At 54.1% G+C, this 18370-nt stretch carries 18 protein-coding genes; 12 read left to right on the top strand and 6 right to left on the bottom strand.

Annotated elements, in window-relative coordinates; translation table 11 throughout:
- The first annotated feature begins 39 nt into the window (after window positions 1-39).
- The 4 genes from PYH37_RS24870 (at window position 40) to PYH37_RS24855 (ending at window position 4551) form a co-directional block, all read left to right on the top strand.
- On the top strand, window positions 40-207 hold the full coding sequence (locus PYH37_RS24870; RefSeq protein ID WP_280734126.1) for a hypothetical protein: 168 nt from the start codon (window positions 40-42) through the stop codon (window positions 205-207).
- Window positions 208-362: 155 nt separating this feature from the next.
- Window positions 363-983 (top strand): recombinase family protein, encoded by a 621-nt coding sequence (locus PYH37_RS24865; protein WP_280734124.1) that lies wholly within the window; start codon window positions 363-365, stop codon window positions 981-983.
- A 201-nt stretch (window positions 984-1184) separates the two neighbouring features.
- On the top strand, window positions 1185-1385 hold the full coding sequence (locus PYH37_RS24860; RefSeq protein WP_280734122.1) for a hypothetical protein: 201 nt from the start codon (window positions 1185-1187) through the stop codon (window positions 1383-1385).
- An 814-nt stretch (window positions 1386-2199) separates the two neighbouring features.
- Window positions 2200-4551: a hypothetical protein gene (locus PYH37_RS24855; RefSeq protein ID WP_280734121.1), complete on the top strand. Its 2352-nt coding sequence runs from the start codon at window positions 2200-2202 to the stop codon at window positions 4549-4551.
- A 58-nt stretch (window positions 4552-4609) separates the two neighbouring features.
- Here PYH37_RS24855 and PYH37_RS24850 read toward each other — a convergent pair whose 3' ends face one another.
- Genes PYH37_RS24850 through PYH37_RS24840 form a run of 3 tightly spaced genes read right to left on the bottom strand, consistent with a single transcriptional unit; the run spans window position 4610 to window position 7417 of the window.
- Window positions 4610-5491, bottom strand: a complete 882-nt coding sequence (locus tag PYH37_RS24850) for a hypothetical protein (protein ID WP_280734120.1) — start codon at window positions 5489-5491, stop codon at window positions 4610-4612.
- Between the two features lie 14 nt (window positions 5492-5505).
- Window positions 5506-6651 (bottom strand): pentapeptide repeat-containing protein, encoded by a 1146-nt coding sequence (locus PYH37_RS24845; RefSeq protein ID WP_280734119.1) that lies wholly within the window; start codon window positions 6649-6651, stop codon window positions 5506-5508.
- Window positions 6644-7417: a hypothetical protein gene (locus PYH37_RS24840; RefSeq protein WP_280734118.1), complete on the bottom strand. Its 774-nt coding sequence runs from the start codon at window positions 7415-7417 to the stop codon at window positions 6644-6646. The genes PYH37_RS24845 and PYH37_RS24840 overlap by 8 nt, the downstream gene beginning before the upstream one ends.
- Window positions 7418-7682: 265 nt before the next feature.
- Here PYH37_RS24840 and PYH37_RS24835 point away from each other — a divergent pair, with 265 nt between their 5' ends.
- A complete protein-coding gene (locus PYH37_RS24835) occupies window positions 7683-7964 on the top strand; it encodes a hypothetical protein (protein ID WP_280734117.1) in 282 nt (93 codons plus the stop codon).
- A gap of 182 nt (window positions 7965-8146) precedes the next feature.
- Here the strand turns inward: PYH37_RS24835 and PYH37_RS24830 are convergent, their stop codons facing one another.
- On the bottom strand, window positions 8147-8959 hold the full coding sequence (locus PYH37_RS24830) for a hypothetical protein (protein WP_280734116.1): 813 nt from the start codon (window positions 8957-8959) through the stop codon (window positions 8147-8149).
- Between the two features lie 485 nt (window positions 8960-9444).
- On the opposite strand from PYH37_RS24830, the gene PYH37_RS24825 reads away from it, so the two are divergent.
- Both PYH37_RS24825 and PYH37_RS24820 read left to right on the top strand, forming a co-directional pair.
- Window positions 9445-10233, top strand: a complete 789-nt coding sequence (locus tag PYH37_RS24825; protein ID WP_280734115.1) for a hypothetical protein — start codon at window positions 9445-9447, stop codon at window positions 10231-10233.
- Between the two features lie 93 nt (window positions 10234-10326).
- Complete coding sequence (locus PYH37_RS24820; protein ID WP_280734114.1) at window positions 10327-10539, top strand: hypothetical protein; 213 nt, start codon at window positions 10327-10329, stop codon at window positions 10537-10539.
- Window positions 10540-10611: 72 nt separating this feature from the next.
- Here the strand turns inward: PYH37_RS24820 and PYH37_RS24815 are convergent, their stop codons facing one another.
- On the bottom strand, window positions 10612-10971 hold the full coding sequence (locus PYH37_RS24815) for a hypothetical protein (protein WP_280734113.1): 360 nt from the start codon (window positions 10969-10971) through the stop codon (window positions 10612-10614).
- A 508-nt stretch (window positions 10972-11479) separates the two neighbouring features.
- The gene (locus tag PYH37_RS24810; protein ID WP_280734112.1) at window positions 11480-12712 is read right to left on the bottom strand and encodes a DUF6538 domain-containing protein; all 1233 of its coding nucleotides are present in this window, start codon (window positions 12710-12712) and stop codon (window positions 11480-11482) included.
- 354 nt (window positions 12713-13066) lie between these two features.
- On the opposite strand from PYH37_RS24810, the gene PYH37_RS24805 reads away from it, so the two are divergent.
- The 5 genes from PYH37_RS24805 to PYH37_RS24785 are packed head-to-tail and all read left to right on the top strand — an operon-like array spanning window position 13067 to window position 18321.
- Window positions 13067-14707: an ABC transporter substrate-binding protein gene (locus PYH37_RS24805; RefSeq protein ID WP_280734111.1), complete on the top strand. Its 1641-nt coding sequence runs from the start codon at window positions 13067-13069 to the stop codon at window positions 14705-14707.
- Between the two features lie 41 nt (window positions 14708-14748).
- Window positions 14749-15792: an ABC transporter permease gene (locus PYH37_RS24800; protein WP_280734110.1), complete on the top strand. Its 1044-nt coding sequence runs from the start codon at window positions 14749-14751 to the stop codon at window positions 15790-15792.
- Window positions 15789-16721 (top strand): ABC transporter permease, encoded by a 933-nt coding sequence (locus PYH37_RS24795; protein ID WP_280734109.1) that lies wholly within the window; start codon window positions 15789-15791, stop codon window positions 16719-16721. Before PYH37_RS24800 ends, PYH37_RS24795 begins: the two co-directional genes overlap by 4 nt.
- The gene (locus PYH37_RS24790; RefSeq protein ID WP_280734108.1) at window positions 16718-17551 is read left to right on the top strand and encodes an ABC transporter ATP-binding protein; all 834 of its coding nucleotides are present in this window, start codon (window positions 16718-16720) and stop codon (window positions 17549-17551) included. Before PYH37_RS24795 ends, PYH37_RS24790 begins: the two co-directional genes overlap by 4 nt.
- On the top strand, window positions 17548-18321 hold the full coding sequence (locus PYH37_RS24785; protein WP_280734106.1) for an ABC transporter ATP-binding protein: 774 nt from the start codon (window positions 17548-17550) through the stop codon (window positions 18319-18321). The genes PYH37_RS24790 and PYH37_RS24785 overlap by 4 nt, the downstream gene beginning before the upstream one ends.
- Window positions 18322-18370 lie beyond the last annotated feature (49 nt).

The raw sequence follows: 18370 nt of genomic DNA, 5'->3' as shown, positions 1-18370 counted from the left end.
GTTATCCGTGCTCACGTGTCCAAGACGTGGGAGAATGGCATGGTCACACTGCACCTTCCCGGTTACGAGCATCCGGTGACGATCCACGAAAAGTATCTGGACGAAGTCATTCCCAATCCGAAACCGGCAAAGGAACCAAAGCCAAAGGCGAAGAAGCCGCCGCTCTATGACAAGCCGGATTTGCGGCGAATGTGCGAAAAAGGGTAGGGCGGCATCGGTCGCCTTTTTTGTTGTCTGGACCGGTTCACTTAGGGGGTTCCATCCACTGAACTATTTCCCATCGGTTCATTATAGACCGATTGACCATTCAAAATGAACCATATAAAAGTGAACCATTCTAACTGAACCAAATAGGAATTTTCATGTTCGCTCGTCTCTACCTTCGAGCCAGCACCGACGAACAAGACGCGTCTCGTGCTCGTGCTGCTCTTGAAGCATTCGCTAATGAACGCGGTCTTCAGATCATATCGACCTATATTGAGAATGAGAGCGGTACGAAGCTGGACCGCCCGGAACTGTTCCGGCTGCTGAAGGATGCGCGTCCCGGTGATGTGCTGCTAATCGAACAGGTTGACCGCCTGTCTCGTCTGGCTGCCCCCGATTGGCAGAAGCTTCGTAGTGAGATTGATGCTCGACAGGTGCGGATTGTCGCATTGGATTTGCCAACGTCTTGGATGCTCACCAATTCCAGCGATGATTTCACCGGACGCATGTTCGCAGCGATTAACGGCATGATGCTCGACATGTTGGCAGCTATCGCGCGCAAGGATTACGAGGATCGGCGGCGGCGGCAGTTCGAAGGACAGGCGAAAGCCAAGGCAGACGGACGCTACAAAGGGCGACAGGAGAACGTGAAGCGCAATGACGGGATTGCCAGCATGCTCGATAAGGGCATGTCGTGGACGCAAATCCAGAACGCTACAGGAGCAAGCAGGGCGACTATCGCGAAGATCGCCAAGCGGGATCGGGTATCAGCGGAATAGCAGGAATAAGAAGGCAACAGGCGAACTAAGGCGGCTTCGGTCGCCTTTTTCTTTTTGCCGATCGCCCTCTGGATGACTGTGTACAGCGGGCAAAGCGGTTAGGCGGACGGTCTGCCAACGACGATGTAGCACAACTACACTAGACTTCCGAGCGGGCAGAGCACTTCCTTTCTGCACGGACAACAACAGCAGGAGTCGCCCTTGCCGAAAGCCCCCAAAATCCCCGATCAACTAAAGCTCACGTCCCGTGGCTTCGAAAGTCACGCTGTCGGGCGCTATGCCATTACCTGTTCCGTCCTGATCGCCACGTTCCGGATGATGTTTTCCATGTTGCGGACGTTGGTGTTTGCCCTGTTGATGATGCTCGGTCACACGGTCGTTCAAGCGGCATGGCTGTTGTGATCCGGGCGGCATATTGTTCAACGTTGAAGGGGTTTTGGGTGAATTCGGCAGCGGACAGGCGGCGCTCCCGCATAATGTCATCATTACCAGAGTTCTTGTATATACAAGTTCAGAATCTGTTTTTATGCTACAACATTACATGGTAAATCGAGAATCCGGCTTATCGTTGCTTGTCCCCATGGATTCGGCTGTCTTGCCTTCGGCAAGTGCCCTTCGGGCACGTAACTGGTGTTGAGATAGGCTGTCCCTCAAAAAGGGCGGAACCTAGTTAAAGACGATCGCTTACGCGCTTGCTTGAAGGACGGTTGATTATAATCTACCGATTCAAATCGAGTGAAATTGACACGCAGTTCTAAGAGTTATTCTTACAAGAACGTGTCAAAAACGATCAAAAATGAATGAGGATGTAAGTCACCGTCTTCGACGGAAGGTCGTTAGACCTTATCGTTTAATTGGGTTCCGGTCGTTTTTATCAATACCCGAAGACCTATTACATGCGCGAAGCGCACTTGCCCGAAGGGCAAGACGTGTGGATAAGCCATGATCAGCAGGAAATAGTTCATGTTTAAAAAAAATATTGAATGAGCAACAGTTATGTGCCATTATATGCATCTCTACAGAGAGATTTCCCCTATATAACTGTAATGGAACACAAGCTGATTGGGTATTGGCTTATTTCCATAGGTCAATGCATCAGCTTGGTTTCCACAGTATCCTTCTGCCTGAAATAGAAATAGGTCAAAAGGTCCGTGTGGTAGCCCAATCAGCACACGGACCTTTTCTATTTCAACAATTTCTAATGCAGAAAGGATCAATGACTACTACTGAAATTGAAACCAACGTAATTTCTTTTATCAACAAATCGCTTCGCACCGATGTTTACTTCGTAGATGCACCGATTGGTGCCGGTAAGACCTTCACTTGCATCCAGCATATCAAGGCTAATCCCGACACTCGGTATGTGATCGGAACACAGACGAACCAACTGTCTGCGGCGTATGCGACCGAACTGAAGAAGCAGGGCATCAGCTACAAGCTGATCATGGTCGATGGCAAGCACACCCGCACCTGTCGGAGACGCTACGCCAGTGAGGTCCGGGGCAAACATCAAGTCGTCATCGTCAACCAAGCTGTTGCCCTTCGCCGCTTCAAGAAGCCGGTAAACAGGGTGATGGTTTTCGATGAAATCCCGAACATCTATGATGTCCGTGGCATCAACTTCAAGGAGATCCCGTTGTTGCGGGATGCCTTCATTGAAGCTTTTTCTGAAGCTGATCGGCTTACAGAAGTAGACGGCTATTATGATCTGACTATCACCAAGGCTCTGGTCGATCTGAAGCTTGTGCTGGTCAAGCACCAACACCTTGATGAAGACCTGAAAGAAATCTTCGTTCTTCTCTGCAATCCGATCTATCGCGTTCTGGTGGATGCCAAGCGCTTTGGTCGGATCGTGCAGGGCAAGCAAGAGTGGCTGTATTTCAACTTCTTCATGAAGCCCGACGTTTTGGCTGATTACCAAGAGACCATCATTCTCGGTGCCAATTTCGAACGTTCGATCCTTTATCGCTATTGGAAACGCGAAGTGAACTTCATCCCGCATGAGGGTCTTCGCGCTGGTCTGCAATATACGGACCTTTCGCACAAGGCACCGTACGTGAAGCTCTACGGCTTGTCCGAACGTGACATTTCCAGCGGTCGCTTTGATGAAATCGAAGGCGGACGCCAGACATACGTTACTGCCGCTGGCAAGGCGTTTCAGGAGCTTCTGAAGCGTGTCGGAATTCGTGACCACATTTGGACCACCAACATTCAGAAGGGCACCGATAAGCCCTTCAAGTGGACGCTGAAGGGCGGTCGAGTAACCTACGTCTCTCCCGATCCGCGCGGCTCGAATGAATATCTGAGCTACGATGCCTCAATCCACATGGCTGCACTTAACCCCATTCCGGAGACGTTCAACGTGCTTGCCAAGATCTGTGGAATGACCAAGAAGGACGTTTACGCTGCAACTGCATGGGAGCGCATTTATCAGTGGCATGGTCGCACGAGCTTTCGCGTCAAGGATTGCACGGAGACTGTGCACCTCGTTTGCCCGGACATGGCTTCGGCTCGATACATTCAATCTTTAATTCCAGGCTGCGCCGATCCGGAACTTATCGACCTTGGTATTCCTGCACTGAAGGCATCCACCCCGGCAAGCGACTCCACCCGATCCGCCGACAAGCGCGCAAACCAACGCATTGCCGCTCAAGATGCAGTCGAACAGCCGAGAGGCTTCCCGTTCTCTGAATGGGAGCGCAAGGAATTCAACCCGAAGCTCGCTACGGTCAATTCATTCGAAGGCATCTTTGCCTATCTTGAGAATGCAGCCATCAACAATGAGAAGCCAGCGGACAAGCTCGACGGCAAGATGTTCCGTGGTGGTGACGGTCTAACGAGCCGGTTGCTTATTCTCGACATCGACAAGTGCAAGCGCGATCCTCGTGAACTGTCGGCATGGTTGAAGCAGAACGGTATTACGCACCTGATCTTCTACACTCATAGCAGCACGATCAAGAAGCCGCGCATTCGCGTCGTCATCCCGCTTAGTGAAGCCGTCGATGCGGAAGGCTATAGCCATATCTTCAAGCTCATTCGCGCTGATATTTGGGTTCGCTTCGCAAAAGATTTTAGCGTTGATGCCGGTTCGTGCGGCACGGTCAACGCTCGTTTCTTCATGCCGACGATTTCCGAGTGCGGTGCACCGATTGAAGAAATCGTTTGGACCGACATCCTTGCTCAAGAGGCGAAACTATTTGACGTCCGGTTTTTCCTGAAGCGCGCACTGAAGGAAGCCAAGCAAGGGAAGGGCATGGACCACGCGAACAATGTTGTGTGGATGCAGATACGTGAAATTGAGCCTGTCGACATTATCGAGAAGTTTGTGGTTGCGGCTTCGGGAGAAGGCGAAGCCGGATCGGGTGACACCAACTTCTTTGCCGCCGCATGTGCGTTCAGGGACGCCGGATACACACGCGAAGAAGCGGAATTGTATTTGGATATGAACCGGATGCGGTTTGGTCGCGGGAAGGACAAGGGAGCGGCAAAGCGCGTTACCAATTGCGTCTATAACAAAGGTCGGACCGACTACAGGGCAAACCTGATCGAAATCCCGGCTTCACTATGAACCGACCGGCCCCTTCCAAAAAAACTGAATTGAGGCGTCGTGTCGGGAGATTAAACGCTTAACTGAATATGTCCGGTTTGCTTAGCCGTTGCTTGACAGCGTCGTGGACAACTTCCCTCGATACGCTCAATCCGCGATGCTTCATTCTTTCCGTGATGTCCTTGACGAAGTCGCCAAGGTCTGAATCATTCTTGAGTAGTGGTGACCACATAGCCAAAGTCTCGTCGATGACGGTCGAAAGGGTATTCTTGGTCAGTGTTTGCGCATTGCGCACTCGTTCACTCGGATTGGCATCACTCATCCGGACAAGCGACAAGGTGTGTGACAGGCTTACCAGTCTGTCTTCAATTGACGCGAGACGCGCGGCAAGAAACTCGCTCTCGGTAACCTCTTTCGTTTCCAATTGCGCGATCTTGAATTTGCCAAACGTCTTGAGAAACGGCGAGTAATTCTCGTCCGCCGCCTTCTTCGCCAATGTCGCTTTTATCGCGGCAGTAACCTCAGTCTGCAAGCGTTCAACATCGTCAAATCGAAGATCGCGACGATACCCGATATGTTTGATTGGTGAAGTGTCGAAGTTGTACGACGTAGCGTCGTCCTTGATGATGACAGTGGGCTTGTCAAAAGCCAAGCGCAAGCCAAGCTCGAACATCACGTTCGGATTTTTTCCGCTGACATCGACCACTGCGATGTCATTTTCATACAGGTTCTGGACAATGCTTTCTTGAATGACGGCGATTTCCTCGCTCTCGCTGACCATTCGAGGCTTGAAATCTGCGGCTTCAATAGCCCTGTCAAGAATTCTACGGACTCGTAGCCAGTGGGCTTCATCATAATCGCCCATTGCCGAAATCGGCATCACGATTCCGCATACTGCGGGTTCCTTTGCTGGTACCTCCACAACGTGTTCTTCTGCTGGTTTCGGCGATTGCTTGTTCATGTTCTGGACTCTGATCATTCGACTTCGATAATGTCTTCACGCACCGCCCGAAGTTGCCTCTTGAAGCCGTCCACTGAATACGCCAGCTTCAGAGGCAACCCCATGTCCCGAAACCTGCGCAATTCGGGTTCAAAAAAATCCATTGCTTCGACAACCTCGTCATACCTTACGTCCGTACCCATCGATACGTTCATGCCTTTCTGGATGCGGGCTGCTTTACGTGCGATTTTCTGTGCGCGTACAGCGCCTCTCACGAAGCCGAAAAACAGGCGATCATCGATGGGAACTGCGTAATCGTGATAAGCCTTCTTGTCTTCATTGAAGAGAAGTTGAGCAGCACGTGGACCGGCGTTCGCCGCAAAATGTTGAGTGTAAGTCATCCTCAAAAAGGGGTCCGACTCATTCTTGATGCGCGTAAAGATCGCGTCTCGGTTTTGAGAGAAGAAGCGCCTTGTCATCACGGGAGGAATGCAAAGTTTTCGAATATCTTTGTTTTCGTGACCAAGGTGCAGCAGGAGAATTCGATTTACGACGGGATCACTCGCAAATCTTTTCCCCAGGATGTCAATCACACCTCTGAGCGATCTTTGCGTGATTTGAGGGTCAATCAGTTGGTTTAACAGAAATTCTTTGTACTCTTCCTCTGTCCTAAAGGTGCTACGAATGCCATACAGTATTTGGTTCTTGTAGGTTTCGTCCTTGACACTGGCATAGAGGTATTTGGCTATCTTCGCGGAAGCCTCAAAATTCTTCGAAGTTCGACGCAAGTTTTCGCCAACCCACAGCGCTCCCGTCGTCCAATATTCCTTTTGGAGCCGAGTGAAGAGCGCAAGATGGTCTTTGTGCATGGAGAAGAATTCGCGTTTTTCCTTCTCCAATGCGAAGATCGAAGACGAAACATTTGCACCGGTTAAATTGGTGGTTTCGTCTATTTGAAAGCTGACGCCGTAGCACCCGGAAAGGTCCGCGTCAGTGAAGTTGAAGCCCCTCAAGTCGGAATTTGAGAAATCGACGTTGGACAGGTCGGCTCCGATAAAGTCGTCGGTTTTTGATAAGCCGGAAAGGGACACCAGCGTCGAAAAATTGGTTCCCTCATATTCGGCGATTGCAGACAGCCTTTCTTTGTCCGCATCGGATATTTCCGGAGTGAGATTAATCATTCGGATCGTAGCTGCTGATCTTTGAGAGTTGCACGTGAACTTTTGGATTAAGGTCCTCTTTCCCGCCCACCATCACCTTGCCAAGGAGGATTTTGAAGACTTTTTCCTTGTTTCGGTTCTCTCCGTTTAGAAGCGAGAACCGCGATTTCTTTTCCTCGGGGGAAGCAATGACCAAGTCGTTCTTGTGCGCGTACAAATGAGCCTGAACGCCAGCCCGGTTCGTTTTCGGCTTTGGCTTTACCAAGCACAGAGCGTGCTCCGTAGTCAGATATTTCGCCGACAGCGGTTCGTTGGCATTAAGTGATGAGATTTCCCATTTCCCGTTGGGCTTTGCTGTCACGTGACGCGACGTGCTGAACGTGTCTGTCTCGCTCTTGGTGGATGTAGACCGTGAAGCTTCCCCGGAGAGACCAGCCGTGAGGGGAATGCCAGTCAGGGCGGTGCTTGTATCCAGCTTCAAGCCGCCTTCTGCCGTGGCTTTGATGGTCGTATCCTTCTGGATATTGTGCTTCGTAGTGATATCATTCGAAGGGGTGGTGTCGCCGTAACGGTCGCCGAGTGCTATTTCGGTACCGTGACAGTCGAGCTTGAGCGTGACCCTGTTAAAGCCGATGAAGACCCTCCGGCAATCAAGATCAAGCTCATAAGTGCCGGTGTACAGTTCAAGCCGCAATTCTGTGTCGCTGGCGAAACTGCTGTCGGTCGCGGTGTCGTCTACCCGCAACTCTGCAATATCAGCCCAATTGTTTTTGGTGTCCCAAGCCATGCCGCACCCTGCTTGCGGCTGAATAAACCACGGGTTGTTGGCGCATGGCAATCGGTTTGTAGGCTCCCATGAGTTACACGGCAGTTCCCAACAAAAAAGCTGGCGACTTCTCTTGGTGCAGTCGCCGACGTAGCGAGCGCAAGCTATATCGAAACGATGAGATGGTCATTCCTCACCCCGACCCGATTTGTAAGATCCGACAATTTCAATCCACAACGATTGGACTATACCTGCGCGGGTGACTCTAGAAGGGGGTATCCCAAAGATGGAAACAGCCACTGTGTACGCGTACCAGATTTCTCCGGGCAACGACGATCTACTCTATTTCACAGATGCGCTTGAACAATGCCAAGCTGCCGCTTTGGAGCAACGTCGCGACTTCAACGAGAATGATCCCGACGAAGGCGAGCTTGGCGCCATGGCGATATATCGGTGCGTGATGAGAATGCCCGATCAACAAACGCTACTTCGCGTTCTGAATGACGAAACCACTCTCGTTGAGGCTTGCGTCGTGGAACGCAAGTTGGTCGCGCTGGTCACGGATTAGAACAAAAAAGAAGGGGCACCGTTCTTCCTGCCCCCTATGCTTCCTTGGCTTTGCGCTGCTGTCACGCTGCCTCAAGACTTCTTCTTGTCAAAAATCGGCTTCCTGGCGCGCTGCTTCTGCTGCCAGTTGTTCTTGCTCGGTTTTAGGGTAGTTAGACAAGACAAATTCGAAATCGGGATCGCTTAGCACCGCCATCGCGACGGACTCACCCTGTCTTTCAATTCCACGATCTTCAGCAAGCGTTGTTCCAGGGCGTAGATTTCAGTTACTTTGCCGTAGGCCAGCCACGCGACGTCAACTCCTTGCTCTCCAAGCCGAAGGTTCGCGATTGAGACGGCGATACGTCGGATCAATTCAGCGAAATAGGTGGTCGGCTCCGCCGGCATGTCGGCGGTGAGATAGCCGGTATCCTTCCGCTCGCTAAGGGGATTCCCGTTCTCCGAGTACCCGGTATGAACCTCTTGGAAGTTCGAATGGGTTCTTTCAACCCATACCCTGAGAACGCGCACCCGCTCTCGGAACTCTTCGGTTGCACGCTCTTGCATCAACGCTTCTGTTTGAGCCGCAAATGAGTCTGCTTGTCCTTTGAGCACGTCCCGGTTGAGCTTGAATTCTTCGCGAGTTAGCGCCAATTCTTTACGCTGCTCTGCCAATTCTCGAGATTGTATGAAGACGGCGGTCACCAACCAAACGAAGGCAACCGGTGCAGAAACACCCGCAAGATAATCGCCCCACTCATTCGCAGAGAGGCAGCTAAACGTACCGCTGCAATCGTCGGGACTATTGGCGGTCCAACCGGCGATGAACGCCCCAAGCATTAGCGCCACCGATAGCGATACTGCCAAGACCACCGGTACGGTCATTTTGTTTCCGAGCCGCATTGTTTTCGAAAATCCTTGATGTCGTGAATCGGGATCGGGCAGGAAATAGCCATTAACCCGCCAGCGAGAAAAGCCCCACTCACCAGAGTCCAGTTCGGCAGAATTAAAGGTCACAGTGACTATCAGATTTGCGAGTCTCCATAGTGTTGGGCACGAGTAAAGTCAGGCGAGGATTCAGAAAAGGATGTCGCCCAAACGAAACGGTTCTTTACCCCAATCCGATCGTGCCGGAACAGCCGTTTGCCCCATTCACGACATCGGCATATCCGATTCCCGGCATTTGCGAAGCCCGAACGACGTTCATGGCGGTGACGAACCCCAAAACCCAATGTGCCAGCGATATACGAAGGGGGTCTTTGCTCGAAACCCAATCCCCACATGAAACGATCGTGACGATGAGAAGGCCGACGAAGAGCACCGGGAAACGAGGCCCTGCGCAAGTTCGCAGAGCAGTTCACCGGACCTCAACAGTCCGCTGGCTGGATCAACATTTCGATAAAAAAAGCAGATGGGTGCAGCGCTTCCCTCTAGCTTATCAACGGTTGTACCTTTTACGATTAGATTCGTGCTCCTACAACAAAACCTATGTGAGACCTTACGTGCCCTCCATCACCGATCATCCGTTAACTCTTTGTGCTGCCGGCGTCGTTGCAACAGTGGGAGTTTGTACTGTAGCCACGTTTCAGTGGATCGTTCCGACGATGACGGCTTCCTTAACGCATTCGGCAGAGCTTCTGAAGGAAGGCCTGAAGAAGAGGGATGACGACAAACACGGTCTCGAACGGCAGATCAACGGGCTGAAAAATCAAATCACTAACTTGAATAAGGAAGTTGAAGACTTCAGAAAAGTCATTGCTTTGAAAGACAAGTCTATTGCCAAACTAAAAACAGAACTGTTCGAGTCTCAGAAAGCGAACATTTTCACAGCGAAGTCTCCATACCCTATGGGTCTCGACAAAGTGAAAATTGGCGACCCCATCGAGAAGATAGCAGAAGCCTACCCCTTCGAAACGAATAGTAACAACAATTCGTGGATTTCCGTAAAGCTACCGTCAGAAGTATTCACGCGCATCGGGTTTAACCACTCGTACGAAGTCCAGGGCAAAGTCGAAGCCATTACATTCGACCTTGGGAGATTCAGAGGTATGCTTCAGCAAGAACCACCGGTGATTCCCGATGGTTGGCTTGAACAGATGTTAACCCGATCTTTGGGAGAACCAATACTCATCGGAGTGGATGACGATTGCCTTGTTTGGTTGGAAGATAAAAAATCTAACGTTATGATTTTCTACAAGAGGGGCGACACTAATTATATGGTCAGCACCAGTCTTTTACCGGGCGGCTGCTTTATTACCGATGAGCAGAGAAAAAAATCAAAGGACCGTTGAGATTTTGACCCAATACGCTCCTTGAGGCTTGCGTCGCTGAACGCAAATTGGTCGCGCTGGTCACGAATTAGATCGAAAAGGGGCAATCGAAAAATGCAGATGATCACTAAGAAAACAATCTTAGCCATTTTGTACGGCGCTATCATCTGGCTAGTTGGGGAGACGGGCGGTCCGGTCTTTGCTGCCGTGATGGTTGGCACCACCACCGTTGCGTATTCGCTCCACGCTGATCGCAAGATGTCGGAGCTTGACCAGCGATTGACAGATCTGTCTTGGCGACTTCGCCACGTGATGAAGGGCGAATAAGGAACTGCCAAAAGAAAAAGGCTGGCGATTTGATCCACCAGCCTTACTCGTATTCGGTGTTGTTTTTGCTCATTATGCCGGTTGGTTCCCCGCCGATGCTGCTTCGGTTTCCCGTATCCTGCCTTCCCGAGCCAAGTACCAGACGACACCACCCCAAAACACAAAGGGAGTGAAGAGCGACAGGACTTCCCATATTCCCCCCAACATTAAGCCGATGGCAAAACTACCCATCTCCAACCCGAACGTGAATACCAGAATAGCAGCGCCGATAGCGGTTTTGCTCATGGTGTTCCGGAAGCTTGCTTTGCGTTCCTCTTGTTGGCGTGTCCAACCATATTCCTTCCAAGCACCGCGCCAATCGACGTTGTACAGTGCCCATATGAAGCGGAAAAGATGTCCCCCGACCCACACGGCAATCCAAAGCAGGAGCAATGCACCCGCCCACGAAACTAACAGCGGCTTGCCCCCAAAGCTGAGTGGCGAAGAACGCGATTCCGAGCAGAAGGAAAATGTGTATGAGTGTGCTCATGTCTGTTTTTCTCCTGTCTGTTGCTTATTGATTTATCACCAGATCGGGAACTACAATTCCGAATGCCTCCTTGATGTCGTCGGCAATTCGCTTCCTGTGTCGTGCTCGTGTGTGTGCTGCCTGAAAATGACCGTCGCGCATCAGATCGTTTATGATCAGGTTATAGAGCCTGAAAAATCGTTCGCGCTTCTTCGTGTTTCTGATCAAGCCTTCGTAGGTAAATTCTGGTTCCTGCAATTTTCATATCCGTCGTTGGATATGACGTGGTCATAATAAAAATGTGCATTGCTGCTTTCGCTTTCGTCATATTGTGTTGATGTAAAATGGTTTGGTTCTATGCGTCTTCGGGTAGTGATTTTCTTAGTGCTTCCTCCACTTTACCGAGCCATACGGCACTTCCGTAATATCCGGTCATGCCGGTAGTTGGTGCCCCATTACGGCGTTCTGGAACTGGTCCTTACAGTCGCTATTCCGCATTAAGGTAACGATCCGGTGCCTGTATGAACCGAACGATTTGTCCGGGCAAACCTGTTTGATTATCGTCGCGGACTCTTCGCTCACATAATCAGGTCCGTATGGCTTGCAATATCGGGGGAAGCCATTCGGATGTCTCCGGGCGGCTTCCAATGCAGCACCTATCAGCGGAATATTACGCGGACGATTTCCGTTCTTCAGTTCTGTCCGATGGATATTCGGACGCAATTTTATGTGCGGAACCCCGTGATCAAGCACGATGTCTTCGGCGGTCATATAGACCAACTCGTCGGCACCAGCGCCGGTGTTTTGCGCAATCAACATCAACGCCTTCAGTTCGTCATTCACGTCCGAAGCTTCCAATTTCAGTCGGATTTCCTTCACTTCGGCTTCGGTAAAATCTACGCGCTTTCCGCCGTCTTTAAAGTCGATTCCTTCGACCTTATCGAATGGGTCGGTTAGGTTTAGCTCTTCGTAATCGTGGTCTATGACCTTCCGCCAAGCCGTGCGTATTTTTTCGAGAAATTCGTTGGCGGCGGCACTCTTGAATTCGCCGTGATGGACGCGTTCGATTAGCTTTATCCGGTACTCCAAAATCGTCTTGCGGGTGAGCTTCAGACAGTCAAGGTCACCCATCACTTTGACGAATTCATTGATCTTCGTTTCGTACCGCTTCCATGCCTTCCGTGCCTTTTCAGGCGATTTTCCGGGCTTTACGCGCCCCGGATCGATTTCTTTGAAACGAGCGTAAAGTTTCGACACCGGCAACGCGGGAATTTCGACAGCACCACCGAAAGCCGCCCGCTCGATTACGTTCGGTTTGGCGACCAATTCGCGCGCGGTCAAAGCTTGAGACAGCATCGCAATGGATTCGTGAATTGCTGCCGTCTGGAATGCCTGTGCAGGATGGTAGGTGAAGCCGAGATATCCGGCTGTGTCCTTCACGCGATCAATGGTGAGTTCGCCTGTGTCCGAAGCACGAAACATTGCCGTGTATTGCTCCACGAGCGGACCAATCTTGATCAGCGCTTGCCGCTTGTCCCTCGTTTCAAGCGATTTCCGGATTTGCTCCTTGCCGCCAAAGCGCGCCCGCTGGTCCTTGGGAATGGTAAAGCGGAACTGATACCAACCCTTACGTTCCTGAAGATAATTGCCATACGGTCTTGCCATAACGAAATATTGCCGCCCGGAGCGGTCCTTTTATTCAAACTGATTGTTGGGGAATGTTGGTCATTAGAGCGACTCCAACTATGATGTCAAGAAGAATTCACCGCGTTACTCCATTTTCTGGAATTTGTTTTTAAATGAAATTCTGCCGTTGCTTGCTCAAGACTTGCATATTAGCGATAGCGAAAGTTCACACTGAAGTGCACAAAAGTTCACAAATCTCGCTTTTGTCGTTGAAAAGCTTGAGGTTTTGGCTATTTTGATGCACCGGCTGAGAGTTCTGGGACAGGCATGGCACGAGCCAGCCTGATTTTATGAAGAAGAGCCCGCAAAGGGTGCAAACGAGGGAACTGCAACATGATGCACAAGCTGAATGGACGTTTTCGCCTGCTGACCGCCTCCGCAGCGCTTGCCATGGTCATGGGCGCCGCCCAGCCGGTCTTTGCCGAAACGCCGAAGGACACGCTCGTCGAGGCCTTTGCGTTCGATGACATCATCACCATGGATCCGGGCGAAGCTTTCGAGCTTTCGACCGCCGAGATGACCAGCAATACCTATAGTCTGCTCGTCCGCTTGGATCTCAACGACACGACGAAGGTGATCGGCGATCTCGCCGAAAGCTGGACCGTTTCCGACGATGGCCTGACCTATACGTTCAAACTGAAGTCCGGCATGAAATTCGCCTCGGGCAATCCGATCACCGCCGAAGACGTCGCCTACTCCTTCGAGCGCGCCATCAAGCTCGACAAGAGCCCGGCCTTTATTCTCGCGCAGTTCGGGCTTAACGGCGACAACGTCACAGAAAAGGCAAGGGCCGCCGACGAGACGACTTTCGTCTTCACTGTCGACCAACCCTATGCGCCAAGCTTCGTCTTGAACTGCCTCACCGCCACCGTTGCTTCGGTCGTCGACAAGAAACTGGTGCTCGAACACGTCAAAACGGTCGAGCCAACCAAGGAATACAAATACGACAACGATTTCGGCAATGAGTGGCTGAAAACCGGTTATGCCGGCTCCGGCCCTTTCAAGCTGCGTGAATGGCGGGCGAACGAAGTGGTCGTGCTCGAGCGCAACGACAACTACTACGGTGAACCGGCGAAGCTCGCCCGCGTCATCTATCGGCACATGAAGGAAAGCTCCGGCCAGCGTCTCGCGCTCGAAGCTGGCGACGTCGACGTCGCCCGTAACCTCGAGCCGGGGGATTATGAGGCTGTTTCCAAGAATGGAGATCTTGCGACGACCAGCGCGCCGAAGGGCACGGTCTATTACATCAGCCTCAACCAGAAGAATGAAAAGCTCGCCAAGCCTGGGGTGCGACAAGCCTTCAAATATCTCGTCGATTACGACGCGATCGGCGCGACACTGATCAAGGGTATCGGCGAAATACACCAGAGCTTCCTGCCGAAGGGCGTCCTGGGTGCCCTCGATGAGAACCCCTACAAGTTCGACGTCGCCAAGGCCAAGGAATTGCTGGCGAAGGCCGGCTATCCGGACGGCTTCACTGTCACCATGGATGTGCGTAACACCCAGCCGATCACGGGCGTTGCCGAATCCTTCCAGCAGACACTCGGACAGGCAGGCGTGAAGCTGGAGATCATCCCGGGTGACGGCAAGCAGACGCTGACGAAATACCGCGCCCGGAACCACGACATGTATATCGGCCAGTGGGGCATGGATTATTTCGACCCGCACTCGAACGCCGATACGTTCACCAATAATCCGGACAATTCCGACGAGGGTACGAACAAGACTCTTGCCTGGCGCAACGCCTGGGACGTTCCGGAGCTGAGCAAAAAGACCAAGGAAGCGCTTCTCGAGCGCGACAGCACCAAGCGTGCGGAGATCTATAAGGAACTCCAGAAGAGCGTTCTCGAGGATAGCCCCTTCGTCATCATCTTCCAGCAGACGGAAGTCGCGGGTCTTCGCGGCAACGTCAACGGCCTCAAGCTCGGGCCGAGCTTCGACACCAATTACGTTTGGAACGTCTCCAAGGAATAATCGAAAGGACCGTTCCCTTGAGCATGAGCGGAACAGAACGAATGGATGGGCGCCGGCGCGCCCGTCCGCGAAAGATCGTTGCCACGACATTGCAGTTTCTTGTCGTCGTGGCGACGACCTACCTCGGCCTTCTCGCCGTCACCTTCTTCATTGGCCGCGTGGTCCCGATCGATCCGGTTCTGGCCGTTCTCGGTGATCGGGCGCCCTCCCATGTGGTGGAACGAACGCGCGAGGCCATGGGGCTCAACCTGCCTCTCTACCAGCAATTCATCATTTATTGCCGGCAGGCGCTTTCGGGCGACTTCGGTGTTTCCGTGCTGACGACCAATCCGGTGATGACGGATATCCGCCGCGTTTTCCCCGCGACGATCGAGCTTGCCACACTCGGGACGCTGATCGGCGCCTTGATCGGTGTGCCGCTCGGCGTCCTCGCCGCCGTCAAGCGCGGCAGCATCGCCGACCAGATCGTGCGCGTCATCGGCCTCATCGGCTATTCGGTGCCGATCTTCTGGCTGGCGCTGCTGGCGCTCCTCGTCTTCTACGCCCGGCTGAAATGGGTCGCCTTTCCCGGTCGCATCGACATCGTCTACGAATATACGTTCACGCCGATCACCGGCTTCTACCTCGTCGATTCTCTATGGCAGGGGCAGTGGGACGTGTTCCGCGACGTGTTCCGGCACATCATCCTGCCCGCGTCGCTACTCGGCTACTTCTCGCTCGCCTATGTCAGCCGCATGACGCGGAGCTTCATGCTGAACGAGTTGCAGCAGGAATATATCGTTGCCGCCCGCGCCAAAGGGCTCTCGGAAGCACGGATCATCTGGGCGCATGCGCTACGCAATGCTGCAGTTCCGCTCGTCACCGTGATCGCGCTTTCCTATGCCGGGCTCCTGGAGGGGTCGGTGCTGACCGAGACTGTCTTCGCCTGGCCCGGCCTCGGTCTCTATATCACCAATTCCCTGCAGAATGCCGATATGAACGCCGTTCTCGGCGGAACGATCATCATCGGGTCGGTCTTCATCGGCCTCAATCTCCTGTCCGACCTTCTTTACCGGACGCTTGATCCGAGGACGCGCGCGCGATGAGCCTTGCCACGGAAACACGCCCGATCACGCGCCGCGAATGGCTGCTCTCTGATCGCCCGCAATCGCGGCTTCAAGCCCGTCTCGGCTGGGCTTATATGACCTGGCGGCGGTTTTCGGCCAACCGCCTCGCGGTCCTCGGCCTCGTCATCCTTCTGGCGCTGATCTTTGTTGCGGCCTTTGCCGATATCCTTGCGCCGCACTCGCCCTTCGTCGGCGATCTCGCCGGTGCGCGGTTGCTGCCGCCCGGCAGCGATGGCTATCTGCTCGGCACGGACGACCAGGGCCGCGATATCCTCTCGCGCCTGATCCACGGCTCGCGGCTGACACTCTCGGTAATCGTCCTCGTCGCCATCATCGCAGCGCCGGTCGGGCTGATCGTCGGCGCCGTCGCCGGCTATGCCGGCGGCTGGATCGACGCGGTGCTGATGCGCATCACCGATATCTTTCTCGCTTTCCCGAAGCTTGTTCTGGCGCTCGCCTTCGTCGCGGCGCTCGGACCGGGCATCGAGAACGCCGTTATCGCCATTGCCATCACCTCGTGGCCGCCCTATGCACGCGTCGCCCGCGCCGAGACGCTGACGGTGCGCAATTCCGACTACATCGCTGCCGTGCAATTGATGGGCGCTTCGTCGGCGCGCATCATCTTCCGTCACGTCATGCCGATGTGCATGTCGTCGCTGATCGTGCGCGTCACGCTCGACATGGCCGGCATCATCCTGACAGCGGCCGGCCTCGGCTTCCTCGGCCTCGGTGCGCAACCGCCATTGCCCGAATGGGGCGCGATGATCGCGTCCGGCCGCCGCTTCATCCTCGATCAATGGTGGGTCGCCACCATGCCCGGCATCGCCATCCTCATCGTCAGCCTCGGCTTCAACCTGCTCGGCGACGGTCTGCGCGATGCGCTCGATCCGCGGGAGAGCGGCCAATGAGCGCGCTGCTTACTGTCGAGGATCTGCGGGTCCGCTTTCCGACGCGCACCGGCGTCATCGAGGCGGTGCGCGGTATCTCGTTCATGCTCGGACGCGAACGCCTTGGCATTGTCGGCGAAAGCGGTTCCGGCAAATCGCAGACGGGCAGGGCGATCATGGGGCTGACGCCGCCCCATGCTGAAGTGACGGCGAAGACGCTGTCCTTCGACGGCATCGACCTGCTTTCCGTCCCGCCAAAACTCCGGCGGGACCTCCGCGGCAAGCGCATCGCGATGATCCTGCAGGATCCGAAATATTCGTTGAACCCGGTCATGAGCATCGGCCGGCAGATCGTCGAGACGCTGAAGCAGCACGAGAAGGTCGGCCGCGCTGAAGCGCGCGAACGGGCGCTGGACATGCTGGCCGCCGTGCAGATCCGCAACCCTGCCCGTGTGTTCGACCTTTATCCGCACGAGGTTTCCGGCGGGATGGGTCAGCGCGCGATGATCGCCATGATGCTCGTTGCCGGGCCCGAGCTTCTGATTGCCGACGAGCCGACCTCGGCGCTCGACGTCACCGTGCAGCTCGAAGTGTTATCGATCCTCGACAGGTTGGTCGCGGAGCGCGGCATGGGGCTCATCTTCATCTCCCATGATTTGCGGCTTGTTTCATCCTTCTGCGACCGGGTCCTCGTGATGTATGCAGGAAAGATCGTCGAGGAGATCGCGGCATCGGACCTCGGCAACGCGAAACATCCCTATACGAAGGGACTTTTGAACTGCATGCCGGTGATCGGCGCCGATCGCCATCCCTTGCCTGTCCTCGACCGCAAACCGGAGTGGGCGTTGTGACAACTACCGTTTCCGTTCAAAATCTCAGCGTTACCTATGATGACTTCAAGGCACTGGACGCCGTCGGCGTCGACATTGCCGCCGGTGAATCCTTCGGCCTCGTCGGCGAATCCGGCTCGGGCAAATCGACGTTGCTGCGAGCGATCGCGGGCCTCGCTCCGGTAACGGAAGGCACGATCCGCGTACAGGACTGGAAGCTGCACGGTGCGCGCCGCGACAAGGCGTTCTACCGCGCGGTGCAGATGGTATTCCAGGATCCCTACGGTTCGCTGCATCCGCGCCAGACAGTCGACCGGCAACTCCTGGAGCCGCTGGCGATCCATGGCATCGCCGAGGGCGAGCGCCGGATTCTGAAGGCGCTGGACGAGGTGGGACTCGGCTCCAGCTTTCGCTTCCGCTATCCGCATCAGCTTTCCGGCGGCCAGCGCCAGCGCGTCGCGATCGCCCGGGCGCTCATCCTCGAACCGTCGATCCTGCTGCTCGACGAGCCGACATCGGCGCTCGACGCCTCGGTGCAGGCCGAAGTGCTCAACCTGCTCGAACAGATACGCCGCGACCGCAAGCTCACCTTCATTATGGTCAGTCACGACCTCGGCGTCGTCACCCATATGTGCGAGCGCCTGGCAGTGATGCAGGGCGGTCGCGTGGTCGAACGGCTGTCTTCGACTGACCTCGTCGCGGGCCGCATTGCCGAGGATTATACGCGCAACCTGATGGTGGCGAGCAAGGGGTTCAGGCGAACTCCAAGTGTAGATGAAGCTCGGCGATAGGCCGCTTTTCTTCGCGGAAAAGCTGTCACTGCCGCTAAAGAAGGCAACC

It is taken from the genome of Sinorhizobium numidicum (genome assembly GCF_029892045.1).
Taxonomy (GTDB): Bacteria; Pseudomonadota; Alphaproteobacteria; order Rhizobiales; family Rhizobiaceae; genus Sinorhizobium; species Sinorhizobium numidicum.
This window is presented reverse-complemented; position numbering and strand designations above follow the sequence as displayed.